At 44.6% G+C, this 6,368-nt stretch carries 9 protein-coding genes; 7 read left to right on the top strand and 2 right to left on the bottom strand.

What is annotated here, in order from left to right; all coding sequences use genetic code 11:
* Positions 1 to 122 precede the first annotated feature (122 nt).
* The 5 genes from PAE54_RS10255 to PAE54_RS10235 all read left to right on the top strand — a co-directional run bounded on the left by PAE54_RS10255 (position 123) and on the right by PAE54_RS10235 (position 2,749).
* Complete coding sequence (locus PAE54_RS10255; protein ID WP_273777556.1) at positions 123 to 518, top strand: hypothetical protein; 396 nt, start codon at positions 123 to 125, stop codon at positions 516 to 518.
* 132 nt (positions 519 to 650) lie between these two features.
* Complete coding sequence (locus tag PAE54_RS10250; protein WP_326519366.1) at positions 651 to 1,037, top strand: hypothetical protein; 387 nt, start codon at positions 651 to 653, stop codon at positions 1,035 to 1,037.
* A 160-nt stretch (positions 1,038 to 1,197) separates the two neighbouring features.
* Positions 1,198 to 1,686: a hypothetical protein gene (locus PAE54_RS10245; protein ID WP_326519365.1), complete on the top strand. Its 489-nt coding sequence runs from the start codon at positions 1,198 to 1,200 to the stop codon at positions 1,684 to 1,686.
* Positions 1,687 to 1,872: 186 nt separating this feature from the next.
* A complete protein-coding gene (locus tag PAE54_RS10240; RefSeq protein WP_326519364.1) occupies positions 1,873 to 2,592 on the top strand; it encodes a DMT family transporter in 720 nt (239 codons plus the stop codon).
* 7 nt (positions 2,593 to 2,599) lie between these two features.
* On the top strand, positions 2,600 to 2,749 hold the full coding sequence (locus PAE54_RS10235) for a hypothetical protein (protein ID WP_326519363.1): 150 nt from the start codon (positions 2,600 to 2,602) through the stop codon (positions 2,747 to 2,749).
* A gap of 75 nt (positions 2,750 to 2,824) precedes the next feature.
* Here the strand turns inward: PAE54_RS10235 and PAE54_RS10230 are convergent, their stop codons facing one another.
* Positions 2,825 to 4,087 (bottom strand): hypothetical protein, encoded by a 1,263-nt coding sequence (locus PAE54_RS10230; RefSeq protein ID WP_273777560.1) that lies wholly within the window; start codon positions 4,085 to 4,087, stop codon positions 2,825 to 2,827.
* Between the two features lie 127 nt (positions 4,088 to 4,214).
* On the opposite strand from PAE54_RS10230, the gene PAE54_RS10225 reads away from it, so the two are divergent.
* On the top strand, positions 4,215 to 4,985 hold the full coding sequence (locus PAE54_RS10225; RefSeq protein ID WP_326519362.1) for a class I SAM-dependent methyltransferase: 771 nt from the start codon (positions 4,215 to 4,217) through the stop codon (positions 4,983 to 4,985).
* A gap of 50 nt (positions 4,986 to 5,035) precedes the next feature.
* Positions 5,036 to 5,569, top strand: a complete 534-nt coding sequence (locus tag PAE54_RS10220; protein WP_326519361.1) for a hypothetical protein — start codon at positions 5,036 to 5,038, stop codon at positions 5,567 to 5,569.
* Positions 5,570 to 5,666: 97 nt separating this feature from the next.
* On the opposite strand, the gene PAE54_RS10215 is transcribed toward PAE54_RS10220, so the two are convergent.
* Positions 5,667 to 6,227: a hypothetical protein gene (locus tag PAE54_RS10215; protein ID WP_326519360.1), complete on the bottom strand. Its 561-nt coding sequence runs from the start codon at positions 6,225 to 6,227 to the stop codon at positions 5,667 to 5,669.
* Positions 6,228 to 6,368: the final 141 nt, after the last annotated feature.

Here is a 6,368-nt window from a genome sequence, read left to right as displayed (position 1 = left end):
ATAGAAGAATTACTGCCACATCGCTGGAAATCCAACTCAAATTAAAAAATAGGCATGGGGTTCAGCGGACGCTTACGTATAAATCACATTTTTATTTGATCATATAGATGAGGGGAAAATATATGAAAAATTATATACTTGCATTATCCATTTGTATTTTATCTGTTGGACAATATGGTTGTGCTGCTGTTATGGCAGCAAAACAACCACCGAAAAAAGATTTATCTGTTTTTGCAACTGGAATGCCAAGAAATGCAATTATTGCAGAGATTGGTGCACCAGTCGCCTCAGAAGTCAAAGCTGGGAAGCGTGTTGAAATTTTTACATTTAATCAAGGCTACAGTACAGCCAATCGTGTGAGCAGAACCATTTTTCATGGTGTAGCAGATGTAGCGACTTTAGGTCTATGGGAAGTAGTCGGAACACCAACTGAAGCTGCTTTTGATGGTAAACAGAAAGCATTTGAAGTTACTTATGATCATAACGATCGGGCTGAAACAATCATTCAATTACAATAATTACATCATTTAAATTTGATAAACCGTAGATTGAGGTTATCTACGGTTTTGATAAATTTACTTTTATTCAACAGCGTTATTTTACTTTTGTTTTCTATACTAAATTCTATTAGATCTAAGAAAAATTGTATTATGAAATTTAAAAAACTCCTCCTTTTGAGCCTTTCTTGCCTCACCTTCACCGCCTGCACCCAGCTTCCAATCCAGTCGCCAAATGCACAACTCCTGGCACAAGTGCATAATATCGAAGCCTTCCCGGAAGCAGATAGCAACCAGGCCAATCTGCTGAAATATACCAACCATTGCACCATCGAATTTAAAGCCAATCTGGGCACCGGTCAGGCCACCGAGCACTGGTCCTTTAAAGACAATCAGCTACTCTCTGCAAGCACCCAGATCATCACAGAAAATGGCCTGCGTAAGGTGACACATTTTGATCTGCATGACCCGGCCAAACAGGCGAATTTTGTTGCACTGAGAAACAATTTTTCAGCCGATCAGCTTATTGCCTGTGTTTAATACACCATAGCGTAGAACACTTAGGCTTAATAAAAATATTTGAGATCATTGGGTTGAAATGTAGTTATTTGTTGGCAAGTCATAAACAGTTCCAACGCCATCCGTTACACTTATGACTTCAACCCAAGGTGTATCAATCATTGTGGAGTGCCCATTGCGTATGAATATTTGCAAATCTGTCCTTCTGGTTTCAGCCCTGCTCGCAACTCCCTCACTCTGGGCACAATCCTCTTCCCATCATGAGAAAAAGGCACCACCTTATGGAGATAATCCTAATCTGCTGGAGGTTTTAGGCTATAAAACTGCACAAAAAGTGCAAGAAACCGCAGAAAAAGTGGATACCGCAGCACAAAAAGGCATCGCTAAAGTCAAACCGAAAGTTGATCATGCTTGGGAAAACAGTAAAACCTATACAGCAGAACAGGCCGCAATCGTCAAGGAAAATAGCCAAAAAGCGGCTCAAGCCGTCAACCAAAAATGGCAGGAGACCAAACAGGCCGTCATCGGTGAGCCCAATGCTGCACCCGCACCGATCATTCAGCAACCCTTGAGCCAGTCTTCGTCCAACAGCACAACGATCAATGCTCCAGTTATAAAACCTGTTCCCGCTCAAACCGTAACCGAAGATCCTGCCGTACTCCGCCTATAAATTGAAGAACATTTAACGCGAACGCAGCTTAACTTCAGGTAAAGTAAAGCCTCCATCCCAAAATGTAAGAGGCTTTCTGCTGACTCTTTTTTGAAATGTTAAAGCGGGATGTGATGACCACTTTGATCATAGTTTTGTCCTGAAAAACAAGCTAAGGTGATCATCCATTCAATGCGCTGAGCTGTTATGAAGCTGTTACCCGGTATTTTACTGATCCTGCTTGCCAGCGCTGTGATGGCCAGTCATGACGCCCTGTCCAAATATCTCACAGCCAGTTTACCCATCCTGTTGATTGTCTGGTTCCGTTATTTTTCTCAGTTTAGCCTGCTGTCGCTATTTGCCTTACCAGTTCAGGGTAAAGCCCTATATCAAACCCGGCATTTGGCCTTACAGATTTATCGCGATCTGGCACTTTTGGGGCTGAGTATTTTTTCAATGATCGGGTTCAAGTATTTACCCTTACCGGAAACCGTTAGTATTATTTTTACAACGCCAATTCTGGTTGCGGTGCTTTCTGCCGTTTTATTTAGAGAACGTTTTAGCTGGCAATACTGGGGGCTGTTGCTGCTTGGTTTTTGTGGCGTGTTGCTGATCATTCGCCCTAGCAAAGAGATCATTTCCTGGATGGTGGTTTTCCCATTTTTGGGTGCGGTGAGCTTTGCAGTGTACCAATTATTGACGCGCCGTCTTAATGGCATGGATTCAGTCATCACCTCGAATTATCTGACCAGTCTGGTGGGGACGATTGTACTGTTACCCGCGTTATATCTGTTTTGGCAACCGCTTTCCTGGCTGATGTTGATCTTGCTGATGTGTGTAGGTGCTTTAGGGACAGTCGGGCATCTGGCCATGACCCAAGCCTTCAAATTTGCACCCGCCGCTGTGCTTTCCCCCATTTTCTTATAGTCAGGTGATGTTTGCCTGTCTGCTCAGCCTATGGCTATTCCATTATCAACCGGCTTTTCTGGACTATGCCGGAATTGGTCTGATTATTCTCAGTGGACTGCTGCTCGCCCTATACAACTATTACAAAATGCATGAGCTCAACGCTGAACAAACCTAACCACCTAATCTAGGCTAATCATAAAAAAGCCCATGTCATTGCATGGGCTTTTTAAATTTCGCGATTTAGTGCAATTTAAACCACACGGAATTTTTCCGTATCCTGAACCGGACTTTCTACAAAACTGCAGATACCATGCTCACTGCTACGTACATTCAAATCTTTATAGCTCAGCACATAAAAATCTGGGTACTTCTTCACCACGATCGGATTCATATCGGTCGATAGGGCATCTTCGTCATTGATCAGGCGCATCACCCGGCGGTCATTCATCACAATCAGGTAGCGTTCCTGATTCACATCAATCTTGGCCAAACCACTCGATTCCGCCTGTAACGGGATCAGATACTTATAGTTCAGATCAATCGCTGCTTGCGGGTAACTTTCCAGTTTCTGGCTAATCAGGTTAAAGACCAGGGTATTGCCAAAATAGTCCTGCAACTGGTTACGGTTATCCTGCGGCAAATTCACCTTGATGCCTAACTTCTGTAAATCCTGCTCGGTTACTTGGCGCTTGCTTAACAGAGTACGGGTAATCAGCTGCTTGAGATTGGCATCGAGATACTGGTCATCGAGCTGTAGATTATTGTGCTTTAAAATCCTACCTAAGGCTTTGCTGTGCGCTGGCAGAAAATTGGCAATCACGTTACGGTAATAGAACTTGCTGTTCTTTTTCACCTCACGCATCTGTTTGTAAAAATACGGTGCATCAAACGGATGACGGATAAAGTCGTTCAACAGGCTGGAACTGGCCAGAACCGACAGGGCTTCATGTCCGGTGAAAGGCAAATGCAGCGTATGGATATCAGGGATCACCGCCTTGATCTTTTCATAATGCTCGCGATCCTGGTCAAAATAAGGATCGTAAACCACAATATATTCAGCCTCTGGATGAATGTCATCACCCTGGATGCGCATGTCTTTATTGACATCTTCCTGATAAAACTCGGTATAGCGGATATCCGTGACTTCATCTGGATCAATTGAATATTGGGGAACAAACGCCACCACGCGATCCATCTGCAGCAATTTGGAATATTTAATCGCGGCATAGCCCCCCATAGAGCCGCCATAGCCGACAATACGCTGGAAGCGTGCCAGAATCGGGGCAATCGTGGTCGCCATCTCGGCCATACTGGTCGCAGGGAACCAGGACTTCTGCTTCGGCATAATGCCGATCGCATTATACTCATACTTCATCAGCGACTTTTCAGCATTAATGGATAAGCCTTTGGCCCGAGTAATCAGGTCACCAAAAGACAACACCAGTTCAGACGAATTGCCTGGTAATAAAATGACTCTGATATGTTCATCTTCAAAAAGAATTTGCTTATCCATTTGCGACACCGACCTGAACGATAGCCCTGCTCACTGGGCCGAAATTACAGTAAATCGTCTGTTTGCCGATTCACTTTTGCGAGGTATCTTATTTTATAGATGCCCGGCCAATTAAACAGCACAAAATATGACACAAATTCATCCAACTGCACAAAAAGGCTTCAGCTCGGCTGCTGAACTTTATCAACAAGTTCGCCCAAGTTATCCACAGGAGCTGACAAATTGGTTAAAAGATCAGCTACAGATCCAAAAAAACGACATTGTGGTGGATCTCGGTGCAGGCACTGGCAAGTTTATTCCATATCTGCAGGACGTGTGCTCACAGGTGATTGCCGTGGAGCCTGTTGCAGAAATGCTGAATCAATTACAGCACCATTATCCAGAAGTTCAGACCCTGCAGGCTAGCAGCCAGAATTTACCACTGGCCACAGGCACAGTCGATGCCGTCATATGTGCACAATCCTTTCACTGGTTTGCCGATCTCACCAGCCTGCAGGAAATCCATCGGATCCTAAAACCTGCCGGGCATTTAGGTCTGATCTGGAACCAGCGCGATATTGGTGTGGACTGGGTGAAAGCACTAGCCGATCTGATTGAGCCTTTTGAGGACAATACGCCTCGCTATCATCGCGGTCAGTGGCGAGAGATCTTGACACAGCAGACCCTGTTTCATCGTGAAAACTTACAGATCTTTGAGCAAAAGCATGTCGGTAGCGTCGAACAGGTGGTCTCAAAACGTTTACTTTCGACCAGCTTTATTGCCGCCATGCCAACTCATCAGCAGCAACAATTCAAACAACAGTTTGAAAAGATCGTGCAGGATTACACTGGAAAATCTGCCCAAGACCTGATTGAATTTCCTTATGTCACCTATGCCTATCACTGGCAAAAAGTGTGACGTTCAATTTTTCATTTTAACAACAATAGATAACACTAGGAAATTTCAGCATGAAGAAAGCGGCGGTGATCCTGAGTGGCGTATTGGCGAGTTGTAGCCTTTTAACAGGCTGTGAGCAGCCGATCTCCCCAAAAACTGTGGAAACTCCACAAAATGAGCGTACGAGCCACCCGGCAGAAAAAAGTGTCGCAATTCGTGAATTTCCAGCACAGCCAACTGATGCACGAGATATTGCCGCTTTGGAAGATTTTCAACAGCGTTTGGCGGCAGTCCATCAGGAGCTGAGCAGTGAATTAAAACAGCTACAGCAAAAGGGTGAACTCACCCCAGAATTTACCCTGAACCGGCAACGTGATCATGCACAATCCGCTTTAAAAATGCTGCAGGGCCTAGAGCTCAGCACAGAACAAGGGCGTTATATTCAGGGTTTGCTCTATCAACACTGGGAACAACAGGCAAAGAATTTAAAAACCAGTGCGACTGAAACATCGGCTTCAGCTCCTGCTGCGACAGACTCGAATGAACAGCAACTTGCCGAAGCCCAGCTCCAGCACTGGAAAGCACAACAAAATAAAGCACCTTAAAGCGATTGCCCACCTGAGGATAAGGTTCAGACTCAACAGCTATGCTGTTTTATAGCCTGTGCCTTATATCTATTTAGGTTCTGAGACAGAAAATCCCTTAACTTTTGACTTTTTCAATCCACTGAATTGAACGGACACGGAAAACTTCACAGGCACCGTCGCCTACATCAGTCGGTGTCAAAGATGAAACCCAGACCAAGTCATTATCTTTCACCTTGACCAGTTCGCCCTGTAAACGGACCAAGTCGCCGCGTTTAACTTGCTTGATCTGTCGGGCAATAGTTGGATCTGCAGGAATGATGTGCATATTCGACACCATCTGCATAGCCTGCTCGACAGGAACCGGCAGTTGGTCAATTTTCCAATTTAAATAACGGTCATATTGGTTCACGGAAATACGGCGGGCAATTTCAGGCTCAGCAAACAGCCCCCAACTCACCGCGTAATCAATCGGAGAGAATTTAGCCTGTTCATCCTGAGTATAAAGTTTAGAACCCAAAATACGGAAATCACCATGAAAAGGCTGTAACACCTCAATCGACTGGTTTTTCACGATCTGTGCCAAGCCTTTGGCAATATTATATTCTGCCGAACTCGAAGCACTTGCCTGCACGGCAGCCAATACGGATAGCCCCATTGCCAGTACGATTTTCTTCATCGTCAGTATCCCTGCATGAATGTCTCTTTTCTCGTCAATATGCCGCAGTATGCCCTGATATAAAATAGAATTTTGGTAACTGATTAAAGAAGAGAACTACACCACTGTGGCATAGCATTAAAAGATAAAAAGAAGGTTGCC

The sequence above is a fragment of the Acinetobacter minutum genome (genome assembly GCF_035916735.1).
Classification (GTDB): Bacteria; Pseudomonadota; Gammaproteobacteria; order Pseudomonadales; family Moraxellaceae; genus Acinetobacter.
Note: the sequence above shows the minus strand (reverse complement) of the source record. Positions and strands in the feature narration are given on the sequence as shown.